Origin of the sequence: Bradyrhizobium sp. (assembly GCF_035273305.1) — a bacterium.
Lineage (GTDB): Bacteria > Pseudomonadota > Alphaproteobacteria > Rhizobiales > Xanthobacteraceae > Bradyrhizobium.
In genome coordinates this window covers 1-15,799 of record NZ_DATEPI010000020.1, presented here as the reverse complement: position 1 = coordinate 15,799, position 15,799 = coordinate 1, and the positions used below count along the sequence as shown (strand labels likewise).

Genomic DNA, 15,799 nt, shown 5'->3' with positions numbered 1-15,799 from the left:
CGCCGGGTGGGGTTCGCAGCGGATGGCGCTGCGCGAATACCTAGCTCGCGGAAGCAGCCCCCACCCGGCACATCGTTCGCTCCGCTCACGATATGCCCGACCTCCCCACAAAAAGTGGGGAGGGATAAGAAAGAGCAACCCTCGCCCCGCTTGCGGGGCAGAAACGGTGGGAGGGATAAGAAAGAGCAACCTTCGCTCGCTTGAACGGGGAAACGCGGTGCGCGCCAACTCTACGAACAGGGACAACCAGCAGCGGGGCAGAAATGCCCGCCCACCTCGATCCCTGCATGTCCGCAGAACGACGTATAGGTGAGAAAGGCCCGAAACGCGTGGCTCCGCGGCTTCAGTGCGCCATTTCCCAATGTTCGAAAACGTTTTATGGTGCCCGCCGACTTCACGCGGCGTGAACTCGATCATCTAGAGATATCAAAGGCTTGAGAGTAAGCCCGAGCCTTTGGAGGGCGGTTTGACCCGATATATTTCGACCCGGGGTGAGGCCCCGGCCCTAGGTTTCTGCGACGTGATGCTGACGGGGCTTGCCCGCGATGGCGGCCTTTACCTGCCGGAAAGCTGGCCGCAGCTTTCGCGGGAGAGCATCGCATCCTTCTTCGGCCGACCGTATTGGGAAGTGGCCGTGGACGTGATCCGTCCATTCCTCGCCGGTGAAATTTCTGACGCCGATCTCGGCCGCATGGCCAACGAGGCCTACGCTACGTTCCGTCATCCGGCGGTGGTTCCTCTCGTCCAGATTGGCCCGCATCAATTCCGGCTGGAACTGTTTCATGGCCCGACGCTCGCATTCAAGGACGTGGCCATGCAGTTGATCTCCCGGCTGATGGATCACGTACTGGCCAAGCGCGCCCAGCGCACAACTATCGTGGTTGCGACCTCAGGCGATACCGGCGGCGCGGCCGTGGACGCGTTCGCCGGGCTGGAGAATGTGGACCTCGTCGTATTGTTTCCGCACGGCCGCATCTCGGAGGTGCAGCGGCGCATGATGACAACGTCCGGGCATGCCAACGTTCACGCTCTCGCCATCGACGGTCACTTCGACGATTGCCAGGCCATCGTGAAGGCGTTGTTCAATCATCACAGTTTTCGCGATGCGGTGTCGCTGTCGGGTGTCAATTCCATCAATTGGGCACGGATCGTGGCGCAGGTGGTGTATTACTTCACCTCAGCGGTCGCGCTCGGCGCGCCCGCGCGTACCGTCGACTTTACGGTGCCGACCGGGAACTTCGGCGACATCTTCGCCGGGTACGTGGCCAAGCGGATGGGCTTGCCGGTGCGCTGGCTGCGGATCGCCGCAAACATAAACGACATCCTGCCAAGGACGCTGAAGACCGGCATTTATGAAGTTCGCGAGGTTCACGCCACAGCATCGCCTTCGATGGACATCCAGGTGTCGTCGAATTTTGAGCGTCTCCTGTTCGAGGCAAGCCGGCGCGATGCGACCGAAGTCCGCCGGCTGATGGCTTCACTGAAACAATCCGGCCGTTTCGTGCTGCCTGATGCCGTGCTTGCGAACATCCGAGAAGAATTCGATGCGGGGCGTGCTGATGAAACCGAAACGAGCGCGGCGATCCGCGCTGCCTGGCGAGAGGCCGGCGACCTCGTCGATCCGCATACCGCGGTAGCGCTGGCGGTAGCCGATCGCGACACTTCGGATTCCAGGATTCCCAACATCGTGTTGTCGACCGCGCACCCCGCGAAGTTTCCCGATGCGGTGAAAGCCGCTTGCGGAGTCCGTCCGGAGCTGCCGGCTTGGCTGGAGGGTTTGATGACAAAGCCCGAACACATCAAGGTCATGAAAAACGATCAGGTCGAGGTCGAGCGGTTCGTGCTGTCGGTCAGCCGCGCCGCGAAGCAAGGAGTTGTTGGATGAGCGTCGATGTCACCAAGCTTCCCTCGGGCCTGACGGTGATCACCGACACCATGCCGCACCTGGAAACCGCGGCGCTCGGCGTTTGGGCCGGCGTTGGCGGTCGCGACGAAAAGCCGAACGAGCATGGCATTTCGCATCTGCTCGAACACATGGCGTTCAAGGGCACCACCCGACGCAGCTCGCGGGAAATCGTGGAGGAGATCGAGGCCGTCGGCGGTGATCTGAATGCTGGCACCTCGACCGAAACCACCGCTTATTACGCGCGGGTGATGAAGGCAGACGTGCCGCTTGCGCTCGACGTTCTGTCCGACATTTTGACTAATCCCTCCTTCGTCCCTGACGAGTTGGAGCGCGAAAAGAGCGTCATCGTGCAGGAAATCGGCGCCGCGCAGGACACGCCAGACGACGTGGTCTTCGAGCATCTCAACGAGCTGTGCTATCCGGATCAGCCTATCGGGCGTTCGCTGCTCGGGACAGCCAAGACCCTCAAAGGATTTAACCGCGATACGCTGCGCGGCTATCTCTCGACGCATTATCGCGGCCCGGACATGGTCGTTTCCGCAGCCGGCGCAGTCGATCACAAGCGAATCGTCGAGGAAGTGACGGAGCGGTTCGCAAGCTTTGATGACGCGCCTGCGCCCAAGCCGCAAGCTGCGATGTTCGGCAAGGGCGGCTCGCGGGTGGTACATCGCGAGCTCGAGCAGGCGCATCTGACGCTGGCGTTGGAGGGTGTGCCGCAGACGGACGTGTCGCTGTTCTCGTTGCAGGTATTCACCAACACGCTCGGCGGCGGGATGTCCTCTCGGTTGTTTCAGGAGGTGCGCGAGAAGCGTGGGCTGTGCTACTCGATCTATACCTTCCATGCGCCTTTTTCCGATACCGGATTTTTTGGACTCTACACCGGAACCGATCCGGGCGACGCGCCCGAGATGATGGAAGTGATCGTGGACGTGATCAACGACGCGGTGGAAACATTGACCGAGGCCGAGGTTGCGCGCGCCAAGGCGCAGATGAAGGCGGGGCTTTTGATGGCCCTGGAGAGTTGCAGTTCGCGCGCCGAGCAGCTCGCGCGCCACGTTCTGGCTTATGGGCGTCCGCTGACTGTCGAGGAGCTGGTGGCCAGAATCGATGCCGTCAGCATGGAATCCACCCGGAACGCCGCTCGCGCATTATTGTCGCGCAGCCGACCCGCGGTGGTGGCGCTGGGCAGCGGAAGAGGTCTGGACACGGCAGTGTCTTTTGCGGAAGGATTGACCCGGTCGAAGGCGAAGACATTGCTTCATTGAAGCTGGTTAGCCCCCGGTCGGGTTCTGGGAGCGGGAGTATCGGACATGGCCCTGTTTCGGCTGCCATCCAGCGGACCGGCTGCGCTCGCTCCGCGCGGCCACGGCCTGCTGCTGCGCGCGCCGCAGATGTTCGACTTTCTGCAATGGGCGCAACTGCGCGAGTCCAGCCGCGACTATCTTACGCCGTGGGAGCCGATCTGGCCCTCGGACGATCTGACCCGATCGGGATTTCGACGACGGCTGCGCCGTTATGCCGAAGACATCGCCGCCGATCGCTCCTATCCGTTCATGGTATTTCGCGAAACCGACGGAGCGATGATCGGCGGCATCACTCTGGCCAATGTCCGTCGCGGTATCGTGCAGGCCGGCACGATCGGATACTGGGTGGGGCAACCGTACGCGCATCGCGGTTACATGACTTCGGCGCTCCGCGTGCTGCTGCCCTCGTTATTCGGCGAACTCAATCTTCATCGCATCGAGGCTGCTTGCATTCCGTCCAACGTGCCGTCAATTCGGGTGCTGGAAAAGTGCGGCTTCTCGCGCGAAGGACTGGCGCGGCGCTATCTCTGCATCAACGGCGTCTGGCAGGATCACCTGCTGTTCGGCCTGTTGCATGAGGATTTTCGCGGCTGATCATGTTTATGGTTGGAGTGAATATCGGGTGACCATCATTGCGCTGTTATAAGCCAATTCGGGGCAGGGCTAATTTAAACGCTTAAATATCAGGGACGTTGCAATGGATGATGTACGCCGAATGAAGAGGGGTCGCCGGCGCCATGGGATCGCGATGTTGACCGTCCTCGCCCTCGCGGTAAGTGGCGGAACCTTTGTCTCGCCCGCGTCATCGCAATCGCTCACCGATCGCTTCAAGAGTCTTTTCGGTGGAAAGTCGGACGAACCCGCCGAAAGCGCGCCAGCCGTCGCTTCACCGCAGCCGGAGAACGATCTGACCTGTCCGCCGGTCAGCATTCGCGCCGGAGCTTCAACCTACGCCGTGGCCGTGCCGGGCAAGCAGCCGGTCGGCAACGACGTCCGGTTTCAGGCGACGATCACGCGCACCGCACGGCAGTGCACGATAACCGGCGACCAGATCACCGCGCGCATCGGCATTCAGGGCCGCGTCATCGCCGGACCCGCCGGCGCGCCTTCAAGCGTCGATATTCCCTTGCGAGTCGCTGTCGTGCAGGGCGGCGTTCAAGAAAAGACCATCGCGACCAAAGCTTATCAAACCAACGTATCGATGTCGGAAGACGGCAGTGAGCCATTCACGCTGGTAGCCGAAGACCTGGTGTATCCAGTGCCACCGGGAGCAACCGGTGATTCCTATATCTTCTATATCGGCTTCGATCCGCAGGCGCTTAAGCCGTCGCCAAAGCCCGCAAAGGCCACGAAGAATAAAAAGTAGGCGCGAATTGCGGACGAGTAGCTGCGGTTCACCGGCAGATGATGGCGATCGATAAAAGGCCGCCGCGCGTCGTCCAACAAAAGCCCGACGCGCCTCACGCTGCCAGCCCACCTTTTCGGCAGCTGCCGTCTCGGGGAGCTGTTGTTTCAGTTCAGCTTCTGGCGAACTTCCGCGATGCCCTTTGACAGCAGGTCGTTGGCAACGTCACCCTTTACCGATTGCGACAGTATGGTCGAAGCGGCGGCGACCGCTGCATCTGCCGCGGCAGCGCGGACGTCGGCCACGGCCTGGGCTTCGGCCATCGCGATCTTGCCTTCGGCGGTTTTCGTCCGTCGGGCGACAAAGTCTTCCATTTTGGTCTTGGCTTCGGCCGCGATGCGCTCGGCTTCAGCCTTGGCGTTGGCGATGATGTCCTGCGCCTCGCGCTCGGCGCTGGCACCGCGCGACTGGTATTCCGCCAGCAATTTGGCGGCCTCTTCCTTGAGACGACGGGCGTCATCGAGTTCGGATTTGATGCGACTGCTGCGATGGTCGAGCGTGGTCAGCACGGTTTTGTGAAGACCAAAATAGGCAAACACGCCCAACATGATGAAGAAGGCAACAGCGACCCAGAATTCCGGTTCGGCGAACATTGATAATTATCCCTTCAACGAGGCGTCGACCGCGCTGTCCACCGACTTGCCCTCGGGAACCACTCCGGCGAGTCTTTGCACGATCGCGCTTGCGGCCTCAGCGGCAATGCCGCGGACGTTGCTCATCGCCTTCTGGCGAGTCGAGGCAATGGTCTTTTCGGCTTCCGCAAGCTTCAGCGACAAACGTTCTTCCAGCCGCTTTCGCTCCGCTTCCGATGCTGCATTCAATTTTTCGCGGGTCTCGTTGCCGATGGCCTGGGCGCGGGCGCGCGCGGCGGCCAGTTCGCTTTCATAGGCCTTCAATGCGGCCCCGGAGGCTTCCTTCAGCTTCTGAGCCTCGGCCAGGTCGGATTCGATTGCGCTCTGACGCGCGTCCAGCAGGCTGCCGACGCGTGGCAGCGCAATTCGCTTGACGATCATATACAGCGCCACGAACGCTACCAGCAGTGACACCAGCTGCGAAGCAAAGGTGTCCTTTTGGAACGGCGGAAATGAGTGTCCATGGGCGTCGGCTTCGGTGTGGGCGGTGGTGCCCTTTGCCTCGCCGTGACTTTCAGCCACTGTTTTCTCCTGTTCGGCTAGCTCGTATCCCGGCCTGCGTAAGGGCGGAACACGAGCAGCTAAAACCAAGTGTTACAGCGCGAACAATAGCAGCAGCGCGATCAGCAACGAGAAGATGCCGAGCGCTTCGGTCACCGCAAAGCCGAAAATCAAGTTGCCGAACTGGCCTTGGGCGGCCGACGGATTGCGCACCGCGGCGGCGAGATAGTTGCCGAAAATGATGCCCACGCCTGCGCCGGCGCCACCCATGCCAATGCAGGCAATACCAGCGCCAATGTACTTCGCGGCAATCGGATCCATGAAACGAACTCCTTCTCGAGGTTTGGTAGAGGCCGGATCAGTGGCCCGGATGGATAGCATCGTTGATGTAGATGCAGGTGAGGATCGTAAAGACGTAGGCCTGCAGGAACGCGACCAGCAGTTCGAGTGCGGTTAGCGCCACAGTCAGCGCGAGCGGCAACACGGCGCCGGCCCAGCCGGCAACGCCCATTGCTCCCAGCATCGTGACGAAGCTTGCGAACACTTTCAGCGTGATGTGACCGGCCAGCATGTTGGCGAACAGACGCACGCTGTGCGAAATCGGACGCGAGAGGAACGAAATGATCTCGATCGCTACCACCAGCGGCAGAATCGCCAGCGGAATGCCCGAGGGCACGAACAGCTTGAAGAATCTAAGCCCGTTCTTATAGAACCCGTAGATCAGCACGGTGAAGAACACCAGCAGCGCCAGCGCGGCCGTTACGATGATGTGGCTCGAAATCGTAAAGGCGTAAGGGATGATGCCGACGATGTTGGAAACGGTCAGCAGCATGAATATCGAGAACACCAGCGGAAAGAATTTCATTCCTTCTGTGCCGGCTGTCGACCTGATGGTATTGGCGACGAATTCGTAACAAAGCTCCGCAACCGATTGAATGCGGCCGGGTACCAGTTGGCGTTTTGCGGAGCCGCCGATCATCAGCAGCGAAATCAGCGCCACCGAGCCGAACATGTAGGCCGATGAATTGGTGAAGGCGATCTCCTGATTGCCGATGTGGCCAATCGTGAAGATGTTCTGGATGTTGAACTGGTGGATCGGATCGATCATCCGCGCGGCATCTCTAAGCTACCGCCGGCCACGCCGGCGCTCTGCATTCAATCGTTCTGGCTTCCGGACTAACGGACAGTTCTGTCCGGAGCCACGCCTGCCGATCTCATCACGTTGACCACACCGGCCGCGAAGCCGAGCAGGAAGAACACGATAAGTCCCCATGGCGATGTCGACAGCAAACGGTCGAGACCCCAGCCAATCACCGCTCCGACGACAACGCCGGCGATCAACTCCGATGAAAGCCGGAGACCGCGCGCCATCGCCGAGGCTCTGGCAGCTCCGTCCCCGCTTTCAGTTCCGGGTTGGTCAGTCCTGATGTTTCGGCTGTCCCGAATTTTGGACAATCGGCGATCCAGACTTCCGAGCCTTGCGGAAAGCGCGGCTTCATCGGGGGACGGTGTGCCGCGATTTCCATCTTCGCCGTCATTCGTGTCGTCAGCCATGCTGTGCAGACCCGAAACGAAGCTTGCGCAAACGAAAATTAACGCGCGTCACCCTCTAAAGCCGCGCGGACCATACTGACCACATTCAAGCAAGTCAAGATTGTGTCATAACCATTTAAGGACTTGATCTTGTGGAGTTATTTTTGCTGGCGCCCCGGCGGGGCGCGCCGGCATCGCCGCAGTGCAGCAGCTCACCAGTCCGCCGGAATGCTGGCCACGGCCCTGATGACTGACAGTCCCTTGATGGTGCGCCTATTCGCCAGGCGACCACGGATACGCTCCTCTCAATCAGGTCGGGTCGCTGACGAATTGCGGTGTTTACTTTCTGGCATTGTTGACGGTGGCCATCGCGGCTTGTTTTCGCGATTTAGGGTCGGCCTTTATCGAAAGGGCGTTTCATGGAAACGTGGAGAGGCGCTGCCGTGAACTTTCGTGGATTACCTGCCGTTCATGGTCTTGCGTCGCGGCAGCGGAATCCTCGCGATATTTCCAGAGGTCGCCCGTTCGCGCTCGATCTTGCATCGCCTCGGCGGGTCTGTTGGGATGGCGCAATCGTTCGCTCAGGGGAATCCGCATGTCGCGTCAAGTCGATTACTATTTTTCGTTTCAATCGCCCTGGGCCTACATCGGCCACAATGTATTCCGGGAAGTCGCAAAAACTTACGATCTGAAAGTGAACTACAAGCCGGTGGTGCTGGTGGAGTTGTTTTCAGAAACAGGTGGACTGCCACTGCCGAAGCGTCATCCGGTACGCCAGCGATACCGAATGGTCGAACTGCAGCGCTGGCGCGACAAGCGCGGCCTGAAATTCCATCTTCAGCCGGCGAACTGGCCGTTGAACGCGCGCCTGGCCGATGGCATCGTAATCGCGGCGATTGAAGCCGGTCTCGATCCCGAGCCGTTTATGCGGCGCGGCTTTGCAGGGATCTGGGAAGACCAACTCAATCTCGCCGATCCCGCGACGTTGATCAGACTGGCCGACGAATCCGGACTTCCGGGCAAGCAGTTGCTCGAGCGCTCGGGTTCCGACGAGATCGGCGCGGCTTACGAGCAAAACCGTCAGGATGCGCTTGCGGCCGATGTATTTGGCTCGCCTGCCTTTGTGCTGGATGGCGAGGTATTCTGGGGACAGGATCGAATTGAATTGCTGGCGGACACATTGAAGTCGGGGCGCGCGGCCTACCGTTCGCGGGTGTAGGATGGACTGAAGTCTACGGCTTTGATGTGCGGAGTACCCCATGATAGCAGCGACCTTGCGCTTCAGCTTACGCGGCATGGCCGTTACAGCGGCGCTGATGCTCTGTGTTTGCGGAAACGGCGCAGCGAACGCCGAGGTAAAGTCGGACGGCGAGAACGGCCGCTTCGCGCTGTCGCCTCTTTCCGACGGTGTCATAAGACTCGACACTAGAACGGGAGACGTATCGACCTGCAGCAATAGCGGCACCGGCTGGGCTTGCTATGCCGTGCCGGATGAACGCGCCGCATTGGACGCGGAGATCGGCCGCTTGCAGGCCGAAAACGAAAAGCTCAAAGCCGAGCTGCTCACCGCGCGCGAGCCGACTGTCACGGGCAAGATCGATGAGCCGCTGCCGAAAACCGACTCGCTAAAGCCCGAGCCTAAAGTCGAGAGCGAGCGCAAAATTGAAATTCCGTTGCCGAGCGATCGCGACATGGATCGGGTGATGTCATTCCTTGAACAGGCGTGGCGACGACTGGTCGATGTGGCCAACCGAATGCAAAAGGACATCGCCGGAAAGATTTGAATAGGTGGTTGGGCGAGTTATGCCGGTTTGATCCCGCCAAGCGGGGGCATATCGAGAATACAGATGAACTCACTGAATTCGATCTCCCGTAGCGCGGTGTCGACCGTCCGCGCCGATAGGATCGCGACGTCGCTGATGACGGTTCAGACCTCCGGCGCAGGCTTCACGAATCTTACTGACGAAATCGCGAAGTTTGTGAACGACGCAGGTGGACGCGAGGGCATGGTGACGCTCTTCATTCGCCATACCTCGGCGTCGCTAACGATCCAGGAGAATGCCGATCCAACCGTGCTCGACGATCTCACGACGGCGCTCAATCGGTTCGCGCCCGAAAATGCCGGATGGCGACATGACACGGAGGGTCCCGACGACATGCCCGCGCATGTAAAAACCATGTTGACGACAACCGCGCTGCAAATTCCGGTCCTGGAGGGTGAACTGGCGTTGGGAACGTGGCAGGCGATCTATCTCATCGAGCATCGGCGGCGGCCGCACCGCCGGGAGATCGTGCTGCAGTTCATCGGGGTAAGCTGAAATGAAAACCGGCCGCGGAAGTCCGCGGCCGGTTTTGACGATAGTTATGCGCGCCGGCGACGGGCGCGCACTGCGCCTCAGGATCGTCGGATGTCCACGTCCTTGGTCTCGGGCAAGAACAGGAAACCGATGATCAGGCTCATGAGCGCGACGCCGATCGGATACCACAGACCGGAGTAGATGTTTCCGGTGGCGGCAACGATCGCAAACACCGTCGCGGGCAGGAAGCCGCCGAACCAGCCGTTGCCGATATGGTAGGGCAATGACAATCCGCTGTAACGGATCCGGCTCGGGAACAATTCAACCAGCCACGCCGCGATCGGCGCATATACGAGCGTCACGTAGATGACGAGCACCCAGAGCAGCAAGGTGGTCATCACGGTATTGATCTCGGCAGGATCGGCCGAAGCCGGGTACCCATGAGACTTGATCGCCGCCGGCAAGGCCTTGGCGAAGTCCGGCGAATTCGAGGTCAAGGTCTGCTCACCGATTTTCACCTGCGCCGGCGTTCCCTTTGGCGCCTCTTGATTGGTATAATTCACCGAAAGGTTGACCAACGCCGATTTGGCCACGTCGCAACCGGTGGTGTACTTCTCGGTTCCGGTTGCCTTGAATTGGAAGGAGCATTCGCCCGGGTCCGCAATCACTGTGACTGGCGACTTCGCCAGCGCAGCTTCAAGCTTCGGGTTGGCAAAGTGGGTAATTCCCTGGAAGATCGGGAAATACGTCACCGCCGCGAGCAGAAAACCAGCCAGGATGATCGGTTTGCGGCCGATACGATCCGAGAGCCAACCGAACAAGATGAAGCCCGGCGTGCCGAGCGCAAGCGCCACCACGATCATGATCTGCGCCGTCACCGCCGGCACTTTGATGGTCTGCGTAAGGAAGAACAGCGCGTAGAACTGCCCGCCGTACCACACCACGGCTTCGCCCGCAGTCGCGCCGAGCAAGGCAAGGATCGCGATCCTGGCGTTGGACCACTGCCCGAAGGCTTCGCTGAGTGGCCGCTTCGACGTTGTGCCCTCTTCCTTCATCTTGGCGAAAATGGGCGACTCGTTGAGGCTCAGTCGAATCCAGATCGAGACGGCGAGCAGGATGCCTGAGAGCAGGAACGGAATACGCCAGCCCCAATCGCCAAAGGCCTCTTCACCCATCCAATTGCGGATGGCCAAAATGAGAAGCAACGCCATGAACAGGCCCAAGGTCGCGGTGGTCTGAATCCACGACGTGTAATAGCCGCGCTTGTTTGCCGGCGCGTGCTCGGCGACGTAAATCGCGGCTCCGCCATATTCGCCACCGAGTGCAAGGCCCTGGACCAGTCTGAGTGCGATCAGCACAACGGGCGCGGCGATCCCCCAGCTCGCATAACCCGGCAACAGACCAATGAAGAAGGTACCGATGCCCATCAGGGTCATCGTGATCAGGAAGGTGTATTTGCGCCCGACGAGATCGCCGAGACGGCCGAAAATCAGTGCGCCGAATGGCCGAACCGCAAAGCCCGCGGCGAATGCAAGGAGGGCGAAAATGAAGCCAACATTCGGCGGCACGTTGGAGAAAAAGTATTTTGCAAGGAATGCTCCAAGCGTTCCGTAAATGTAGAAGTCGTACCACTCAAAAACCGTGCCGAGCGAGGAAGCGAAAATGACTTTTCGTTCTTCCGCGGTCATCCCCCCGGTGCGGACATCGCCCGCTGTCACTGCCATTGCCATTGTTCACTCCCAGAGATGTCTGATGCTGAGCGTTTCCCATGCACCGAACCGACCAGATGGTTCATGGGGCTGAGATCACGGTAACATCGCCGTGAAGCCTGCCCAAATAAGACTTTTGGCTTTCAAGAACTTTGTTGGGGGATAATGCCCTTGCGAATGTTCGCGTCTGTTGCGGCGCACAATCCGCGCTGGATTGACCTGTGTGCCGCCTTGGCATTGCGCGCTTGCATGCAATCGCCCATGAGAGGACAATCGAGTAAATGCTCGTGAGCCCGACACAGTGAAAGCGGGTTTACCCCAAGTTCCCTGCAAGAGATAAATGACCGCGCCGGCCAGCACTCATCTCGTCATTGCCGATGATCATCCGTTGTTTCGCGATGCTTTGCGCCAAGCCGTGGCGAGCGTCCTGACTTCGGCGAAGATCGATGAAGCAGGATCGTTCGAGCAACTCGCTTCACTCCTTGAGCAGGATTCGGATGTGGACCTGATCCTGCTCGATCTGACCATGCCCGGGATTTCCGGCTTCTCCGGTCTGATTTATCTCCGCGCCCAATATCCGGCCGTCCCGGTGGTGATCGTCTCGGCCAGCGATGATGTCGGCACTATCCGCCGCTCGCTTGACTTCGGCGCCTCCGGGTTCATCCCCAAGCGCTTCGGCGTGGAGACGCTGCGGGACGCGATCGTCAAGGTGATGGAAGGCGACGTCTGGATACCTCCGGACACCGATCTGACCTCCGCCGCCGATCCGGAGATGGCGCGGCTGCGCGACCGCCTGGTCACACTGACCCCGCAGCAGGTGCGGGTGCTCATGATGCTCTCGGAAGGTTTGCTCAACAAGCAGATCGCCTACGAGCTTGGCGTCTCTGAAGCGACGATCAAGGCGCACGTATCGGCGATCCTGCAAAAGCTTGGCGTCGAGAGTCGTACTCAAGCCGTCATCGCTGCAGCGAAAATCGCCGGTGGTCAGTTCCGGCAAGGTACGCCATCCGCGTCCTGATCGTCGGGTAAACGCGAATTGAATTCCGCCAATAACCTCGACAAACATGACGGCAGAAGCCCTGCGCGCCTATTCCGCCGCCACCATCTGCTGTGCGCGCCATTGGCCCAGCAATGCTCTCAACGAGGCCGGCTTTACCGGTTTGTTGAGTACTGCGATGTTCTCTTCCCGCGCCGTTGCACGGACGTGGGGGCTGCGATCCGCCGTGATCAGGATCGCGGGAATGTTCTCACCGAAGCGACGGCGGATTTCCCTGATCGCGGCGACGCCATTGCCGCGATCGAGATGGTAGTCGACCAGCAGACCGGTAACCACTTGGCCACTGGCTGCGATCGCCTCGATGGCGGCATCGGGATCGGCGACCGCGATGACTTCCGCATCCCACGCCGTCAGCAGCGTCTTCATGCCATCCAGAATTGCCGGATCGTTTTCGATGCAAACGATCAATGAGCCGCTCATCGGCGTTTTCGAAAGCGGAGTAGCCGTGGTGACCGCAGCGGTATAGTTGATCGCTTTCGCCGTCGGCACCGTCACTGAAAAAACCGAGCCGCCAAGACGGTTGGAGTCCAGTGCGATGCCGTGATTGAGGACGCGCGCGAGGCGTTCGACGATCGAAAGCCCAAGTCCGAGGCCGCGCGCAATTCGTGCACCCTGCTCAAGCCGGTGGAACTCCTTGAAGATTTCGCCGCGTTTGACGACGGGAATGCCGACGCCGGTGTCATACACCCGAATCTGCAGCGACTGGCCGTGTCGGCGGCAACCCACCAGCACGCGACCGCGCGGAGTGTATTTGATCGCGTTCGAGATCAGGTTCTGCAACAGCCGCCGCAGCAGCAGTCGATCGGATTCGACCGGCAGCGAGCAGGGCACGAAGCGCAGTTTCAGGCCCTTCGCGCGGGCGATCGGCGCAAATTCAATTTCCAGCGAGCGCATCAGGTCGCTCATCTTGAAGCTCGTGATCGCCGTGGTCATAGCTCCTGCGTCCAGCCGCGAAATATCCAGGAGAGCGCCCAGGATTTCCTCGATCGCTTCCAGCGACTCATCGATGTTTTCAACCAGCCGCGAATCCTCGCCGCCGCTCTGGCGCTCGACGAGGCTCGTGACATAAAGCCGCGCTGCATTCAGCGGCTGCAGGATGTCATGGCTTGCCGCGGCCAGGAAACGCGTCTTGGAGATGTTGGCGTCCTCGGCGGCGCTCTTGGCGCGCGCCAGTTCCGAGTTCAGTCGCGTCAGTTCCTCAGTGCGATCGCGTACGCGCTTTTCCAAAGTGGCGTTGGCGCGCTCCAGCGCTTCGGCGGCCTCGAACGAGGGGGTCACGTCCGAGAAGGTGATCACCAGTCCGCCTCCCGGCATTCGGTTCGATCGTACCTCGATCACCGTGTGGCGATCGGGAAGACGTTCGAGGTACGGCTCGCCTTCGGTAGTGTAGGCAGCGAGCCGCATCTCCAGCATCGAGTCGCTGTTGCTTTCGTCGACGCCGGATTGTCCGTTCGTGCCCATGAATTCGAGGATTTCCCTGAGCGGAATTCCAATCTGAATGAGGTGCAAAGGCAGACCGAGGATCTCTGCGAACTGCCGGTTCGAGCAGATCAGTTGCAGATCAGTGTCAAACACGGCGATGCCCTGCCGAACGTGATTCAAGGCGGTCTGCAATAACTCGCGATTGAAATGAAGCGCGGCGTGGGAGTCATCCAGCAGTTTCAGCGCCGCCTTCGCCGAGACGGTGCGCTTGCGCAACAGCAATGACATCACAAGTCGGGACGAGGCCGCTCCAATCGAGGAGGCGATCAAATGCTCCGCGTGCTGCAGCAACTCGAAATCTGCCGGGGCCGACGGCTCGAGATTGGCATTGTGGATAAGCGCGAACGCTTCAAACGAATGCCGGGCGCGTTCGGGCCCGAGGTACTGCGCGACCGTGCTTTGAATGTCCTGAACTGTGACGGTGGTGCGCCAGCGCCTGAAGGTCGGCGCCATCGGCGCCAACTGATTGGGGACGAAGTGGTCCGCCTGCAATCGTTCGATCGAGGATGGCTGGCGTGCCAGCGACAGCACCACATAGGCCAGGATATTGAGTGAAAGCGACCAGAGCACGCCATGCAATAGCGGCGCGATGTCGGCTCCGAACAGGGCTTGAGGGCGCAACACCTCGATGCCGAAGGGACCATGCTGCAGCATCAGCAGCCCGGCGGTATTGCCCTCCAGGAAACTTGGAAGGAATAACGTATAGGTCCAGACGGCGATGCCGATCAGCATTCCGCCGATCGCCCCTCTGGCGGTGGCCCTGCGCCAGAACAGCCCGCCAAAAAACGCCGGCGCCAGTTGTGCAATGGCAGCAAAAGACAACAGCCCGATCGCCGCCAGTTGGGTATTGCCTAGCGCGCGGTAGTAAAGATATGCCATCGCCATGATGCCGAATATCGCAAAACGCCTGACACGGAGGAGGAAATGGCCAAAGTCCTTTTGGCGCATCGGTGACCGCGGATTGCGCTGCAGTACTAGTGGCACCACAATGTCATTTGAGACCATGATCGAAAGCGCGACGCACTCCACGATCACCATGGCCGTTGCCGCCGACAACCCCCCAATGAAAACGCCGACACTGAGCAGGGGAGCATTGCCTTCTATTGGCAATGCAAGCACGTACATGTCGCTATCGATTGCGCCAAAGGGAAAAGTAATCAGTCCCGCGAGTGCGATCGGAATCACGAACAGATTGATAGCAACGAGATAGAGCGGAAACAGCCAGCGTGCGCGGCTTACTTCGGCGTTGCTGGAATTCTCGACCACGCTGACGTGGAATTGGCGCGGCAGCAGCACGACGGCGCAGAAAGACAGCAGCACCATTGTCAGAAAGTTGCCGATCGAGGGAACGTAGTTGATCGCGCGGACCGCTTCCGGAGTCTTCATCGCGCGTTCGACCAGTTCGACCGGGCTGAACATCCAGAACGTCACGAACGCGCCCGCTGCGGTAAAAGCCACCAGCTTGATAATGGACTCCGTCGCGACCGCCAGCATCAGGCCATGCTGGTGCTCCGTGGCGTCGGTTTGCCGGGTTCCGAACAGCACTGCAAACGCCGCCATGGCGAGTGTCACGACCAGCGCGATATCGCCAATGATCGGGATCCTGGAAAACGCCTGATCTTCGCTCAGGATCGTTTCAAGCGATGAGGACAGCGCCTTGAGTTGCAATGCGATGTAGGGAACCGAACCGATGATGACGATCAGGGCGACGGTCACCGCAATGGCCTGGCTTTTGCCGTAGCGCGCCGCGATGAAGTCGGCGATCGAAGTGATGTTCTGCGATTTGGCGAGATGAATCACGCGGCGCAGCAGCGGCGTGCAAAAGCCGATCATCAGGATCGGGCCGATATAGATGGCGAGAAAATCCACGCTGGTGCGGGTGGCAAATCCGACCGAGCCGAAGAATGTCCAGGAGGTGCAATAAATCGCAAGCGACAGCGGATAGATCAGGCCACTGGCGCGGCCACGCTGGG

At 60.1% G+C, this 15,799-nt stretch carries 15 protein-coding genes; 8 read left to right on the top strand and 7 right to left on the bottom strand.

Annotated elements, in window-relative coordinates:
• Positions 1–466: 466 nt before the first annotated feature.
• The 4 genes from thrC (at position 467) to VJV58_RS01395 (ending at position 4,576) form a co-directional block, all read left to right on the top strand.
• Positions 467–1,885, top strand: coding sequence for a threonine synthase (gene thrC, locus VJV58_RS01410; RefSeq protein ID WP_324135523.1), 1,419 nt, complete (start codon positions 467–469; stop codon positions 1,883–1,885).
• A complete protein-coding gene (locus VJV58_RS01405) occupies positions 1,882–3,171 on the top strand; it encodes a pitrilysin family protein (RefSeq protein ID WP_324135522.1) in 1,290 nt (429 codons plus the stop codon). The genes thrC and VJV58_RS01405 overlap by 4 nt, the downstream gene beginning before the upstream one ends.
• 45 nt (positions 3,172–3,216) lie before the next feature.
• On the top strand, positions 3,217–3,804 hold the full coding sequence (locus tag VJV58_RS01400) for a GNAT family protein (protein WP_324135521.1): 588 nt from the start codon (positions 3,217–3,219) through the stop codon (positions 3,802–3,804).
• 154 nt (positions 3,805–3,958) lie between these two features.
• The gene (locus VJV58_RS01395) at positions 3,959–4,576 is read left to right on the top strand and encodes a hypothetical protein (protein ID WP_324135520.1); all 618 of its coding nucleotides are present in this window, start codon (positions 3,959–3,961) and stop codon (positions 4,574–4,576) included.
• A gap of 146 nt (positions 4,577–4,722) precedes the next feature.
• Here VJV58_RS01395 and VJV58_RS01390 read toward each other — a convergent pair whose 3' ends face one another.
• The 5 genes from VJV58_RS01390 to VJV58_RS01370 all read right to left on the bottom strand — a co-directional run bounded on the left by VJV58_RS01390 (position 4,723) and on the right by VJV58_RS01370 (position 7,302).
• A complete protein-coding gene (locus tag VJV58_RS01390; protein WP_324135519.1) occupies positions 4,723–5,208 on the bottom strand; it encodes an ATP F0F1 synthase subunit B in 486 nt (161 codons plus the stop codon).
• 6 nt (positions 5,209–5,214) lie between these two features.
• A complete protein-coding gene (locus tag VJV58_RS01385) occupies positions 5,215–5,769 on the bottom strand; it encodes a F0F1 ATP synthase subunit B' (protein WP_324135518.1) in 555 nt (184 codons plus the stop codon).
• Positions 5,770–5,841: 72 nt separating this feature from the next.
• Complete coding sequence (locus VJV58_RS01380; protein ID WP_009796340.1) at positions 5,842–6,069, bottom strand: F0F1 ATP synthase subunit C; 228 nt, start codon at positions 6,067–6,069, stop codon at positions 5,842–5,844.
• A gap of 37 nt (positions 6,070–6,106) precedes the next feature.
• A complete protein-coding gene (locus VJV58_RS01375) occupies positions 6,107–6,856 on the bottom strand; it encodes a F0F1 ATP synthase subunit A (RefSeq protein ID WP_324135516.1) in 750 nt (249 codons plus the stop codon).
• 68 nt (positions 6,857–6,924) lie between these two features.
• Positions 6,925–7,302, bottom strand: a complete 378-nt coding sequence (locus VJV58_RS01370; RefSeq protein ID WP_324135515.1) for an AtpZ/AtpI family protein — start codon at positions 7,300–7,302, stop codon at positions 6,925–6,927.
• 574 nt (positions 7,303–7,876) lie between these two features.
• Here VJV58_RS01370 and VJV58_RS01365 point away from each other — a divergent pair.
• From VJV58_RS01365 to VJV58_RS01355, 3 genes are all read left to right on the top strand, one after another.
• Complete coding sequence (locus tag VJV58_RS01365) at positions 7,877–8,500, top strand: 2-hydroxychromene-2-carboxylate isomerase (RefSeq protein WP_324135514.1); 624 nt, start codon at positions 7,877–7,879, stop codon at positions 8,498–8,500.
• Between the two features lie 97 nt (positions 8,501–8,597).
• Positions 8,598–9,065: a hypothetical protein gene (locus VJV58_RS01360; protein ID WP_324135524.1), complete on the top strand. Its 468-nt coding sequence runs from the start codon at positions 8,598–8,600 to the stop codon at positions 9,063–9,065.
• Between the two features lie 63 nt (positions 9,066–9,128).
• Positions 9,129–9,599 carry a secondary thiamine-phosphate synthase enzyme YjbQ gene (locus VJV58_RS01355; protein WP_324135513.1) on the top strand — a complete coding sequence of 157 codons (471 nt, stop codon included), beginning with the start codon at positions 9,129–9,131 and terminating at the stop codon, positions 9,597–9,599.
• A gap of 77 nt (positions 9,600–9,676) precedes the next feature.
• On the opposite strand, the gene VJV58_RS01350 is transcribed toward VJV58_RS01355, so the two are convergent.
• Complete coding sequence (locus tag VJV58_RS01350) at positions 9,677–11,308, bottom strand: MFS transporter (protein ID WP_324135512.1); 1,632 nt, start codon at positions 11,306–11,308, stop codon at positions 9,677–9,679.
• Positions 11,309–11,627: 319 nt separating this feature from the next.
• Here VJV58_RS01350 and VJV58_RS01345 point away from each other — a divergent pair, with 319 nt between their 5' ends.
• Positions 11,628–12,305, top strand: coding sequence for a response regulator transcription factor (locus VJV58_RS01345; protein WP_324135511.1), 678 nt, complete (start codon positions 11,628–11,630; stop codon positions 12,303–12,305).
• Between the two features lie 69 nt (positions 12,306–12,374).
• Here the strand turns inward: VJV58_RS01345 and VJV58_RS01340 are convergent.
• Positions 12,375–15,799 (bottom strand): PAS domain-containing hybrid sensor histidine kinase/response regulator (locus tag VJV58_RS01340; protein WP_324135510.1); only part of this gene is annotated, 3,425 nt, incomplete at its 5' end.

Bases quoted from the DNA above. Each gene is read 5' to 3' on its own strand.
- VJV58_RS01405 (WP_324135522.1), top strand. From the start codon at position 1,882: ATGAGCGTCGATGTCACCAAGCTTCCCTCGGGCCTGACGGTGATCACC.
- VJV58_RS01400 (WP_324135521.1), top strand. From the start codon at position 3,217: ATGGCCCTGTTTCGGCTGCCATCCAGCGGACCGGCTGCGCTCGCTCCG.
- VJV58_RS01395 (WP_324135520.1), top strand. From the start codon at position 3,959: ATGTTGACCGTCCTCGCCCTCGCGGTAAGTGGCGGAACCTTTGTCTCG.
- VJV58_RS01390 (WP_324135519.1), bottom strand. From the start codon at position 5,208: ATGTTCGCCGAACCGGAATTCTGGGTCGCTGTTGCCTTCTTCATCATG.
- VJV58_RS01380 (WP_009796340.1), bottom strand. From the start codon at position 6,069: ATGGATCCGATTGCCGCGAAGTACATTGGCGCTGGTATTGCCTGCATT.
- VJV58_RS01375 (WP_324135516.1), bottom strand. From the start codon at position 6,856: ATGATCGATCCGATCCACCAGTTCAACATCCAGAACATCTTCACGATT.
- VJV58_RS01370 (WP_324135515.1), bottom strand. From the start codon at position 7,302: ATGGCTGACGACACGAATGACGGCGAAGATGGAAATCGCGGCACACCG.
- VJV58_RS01365 (WP_324135514.1), top strand. From the start codon at position 7,877: ATGTCGCGTCAAGTCGATTACTATTTTTCGTTTCAATCGCCCTGGGCC.
- VJV58_RS01360 (WP_324135524.1), top strand. From the start codon at position 8,598: ATGCTCTGTGTTTGCGGAAACGGCGCAGCGAACGCCGAGGTAAAGTCG.
- VJV58_RS01355 (WP_324135513.1), top strand. From the start codon at position 9,129: ATGAACTCACTGAATTCGATCTCCCGTAGCGCGGTGTCGACCGTCCGC.
- VJV58_RS01350 (WP_324135512.1), bottom strand. From the start codon at position 11,308: ATGGCAATGGCAGTGACAGCGGGCGATGTCCGCACCGGGGGGATGACC.
- VJV58_RS01345 (WP_324135511.1), top strand. From the start codon at position 11,628: ATGACCGCGCCGGCCAGCACTCATCTCGTCATTGCCGATGATCATCCG.